3 protein-coding genes are annotated in these 1,920 nt (G+C 69.7%); 1 reads left to right on the forward strand and 2 read right to left on the reverse strand.

The genetic code is table 11. The annotated features are described in order from the left end of the window. Positions 1-67 precede the first annotated feature (67 nt). Positions 68-892, reverse strand: coding sequence for an NAD(P)H-dependent oxidoreductase (locus ACFWV8_RS38295; protein WP_384215096.1), 825 nt, complete (start codon positions 890-892; stop codon positions 68-70). A gap of 105 nt (positions 893-997) precedes the next feature. Next, positions 998-1,408 carry a DUF3592 domain-containing protein gene (locus ACFWV8_RS38300; RefSeq protein WP_384215097.1) on the reverse strand — a complete coding sequence of 137 codons (411 nt, stop codon included), beginning with the start codon at positions 1,406-1,408 and terminating at the stop codon, positions 998-1,000. 234 nt (positions 1,409-1,642) lie between these two features. Between ACFWV8_RS38300 and ACFWV8_RS38305 the strand changes: the two genes are divergently transcribed. Beyond that, positions 1,643-1,920, forward strand: a 278-nt coding sequence (locus tag ACFWV8_RS38305; RefSeq protein WP_384215098.1) for an ATP-binding cassette domain-containing protein, incomplete at its 3' end; no start/stop codon positions are given.

Raw genomic sequence — 1,920 nt, forward strand, 5'->3', positions numbered from 1 at the left:
TGGCACCGCCGGTGACGGCGGTGCCACCCCTCGGTCCTGTCCGGACCCAGTCGCTGTCGCCCGCGCGCTACCGGTCGGCCTCGTCCGCGCCGCCGGTGCGCTCGCACCGCTCGTCCAGCGCGCCGGTGACGTAGTGGATATGGATGCCTTCCTCGCCCGGTGCCCGGTCCGGGCGCAGGATCAGATGCTCGTCGTAGTCGCCGCCGTTCTGACTGCGGTACGGGATCGGCTCGGTGTCGGGAATCGTCAGGAGCCTCTGCCGCAGTCGGCCGAGGGCCGTCTTGTACTCCGCGTCGGAGAGTCTGACCGCGCCGTTGACGACGAGTGGCGGCACCACGGTCATGCCGGGATACCACAACGTGCCGTGCAGCAGCGGGAACAGCACCTCGTTGATGTCGCCGTGAATACCGCGCGGTCCGGTCGTCGCCGCGTTGGCTCCGACCGTCGTCAGCACCAGGGCGCGCCTGCCGACGAGTCCGCCGCTGCCGTACCGCTGGGCCCTGCCGGTCTCCGGGTCGAGCACGCCCTGGGCGAAGCCCTGGATGAACAGCCGGTCGAACCAGCCCTTGAGGATCGCCGGCGGCCCGAACCACCAGAGCGGGAACTGCACAACGAGGGTGTCCGCCCACAGAAGCTTCTCCTGCTCCCGGCGGATGTCCTCGCTGAGCGTGCCGTTCTCCAGCGCGTACTGGGACTCGTCGAGGACGTCGAGCCGTTCGCCGGGGTCGTGGTGGAAGTCGCCGTGGCCCACCACCGGGTTCCACTCCATGGCGTACAGGTCCGACTCGACCACCTCGTGGCCGTGTTCACGGAGCACGGCGACTCCCTCGTCGCGCAGCGCGCCGTTCAGGGAGCGCGGATCAGGGTGGGCGTACAACCAGAGCACTCGCACGGCGCGTCACCTACCTTTCCTCGGTACGACGACGGTGTTGGCCGATTTTCCATGCTACTGCCGTGCCTTCGGAGCCTCTTGGGGACTTGGGGACTACGGGTCCCGTCACATCGCCAGCCGGGCCGCCACGGAGATCCCGCCGGCCATGAACCCGATGCCGACCAGCATGAACGCCCACTGCGCGCCGTGCCCGTAGCCCTCTATCCGCATCCGTTCCGGCCGCCGCGGGTCGTAGCGGATCCGGACGGGCGTTCCGGGCTTGAACCTGCCCACCCATGACCGCCCGTACGGCGACTCCACCTCCATCCGGCGGCCGTCGCCGGTGACCCACCCGACGACCGGGCGGTGGATCCGGTCGCCCTGCCCGCTGGATGTCGTCTCCAGCCGGACCACCCAGCCCGCCGCCCGTACTCCGTCGCGCCGCAGGGCGAAGATCCGCCAGAAGCCCACGAATCCGATCGTGAAGACCACGGCGCCGACAACGGCGAACCCGAGAGGGAACAGCCAACCCGACACAGAACACACTCCCTCACGGCGCCGCTCACCGTCGCCGGTCAACCTACCCGTGGGTCACAGCGGGTCGCCAGGCCCGCGGGCCCGCCCACCGCTGCCCCGGCACGGCCCTCGGTACGCGGTAGGGGTGTACCCAGCAACACCCCAGACCTGGGTCGTACGCCCAATGTGCCCGCGTCCGGCGCCGCGTAACTTCTCACTCGTGGCACAGAACGTGTCCCAGGGGAAGGAAAGACCATGTTTCGTCGTAGGAGTACGACCGGAGGGGCCAGGAGCCAGGAAGCTCTGCGCCTGGTCAAGGTCGCGAAGGTCTACGGCACGGCCGAGAACGCCGTGACCGCTCTCGACAGCGTGTCCCTGAGCCTTTCCACCGGTTCTTTCACCGCCGTCATGGGGCCCTCCGGCTCCGGCAAGTCCACTCTCCTCCAGTGCGCGGCGGGTCTCGACCGTCCCGACAGCGGGCGGGTCATGGTCGACGGCGAGGAGATGACGGGCGGCAGCGAGGCGGCGCTTAC

This window comes from Streptomyces sp. NPDC058665, from assembly GCF_042714995.1.
GTDB lineage: Bacteria > Actinomycetota > Actinomycetes > Streptomycetales > Streptomycetaceae > Streptomyces.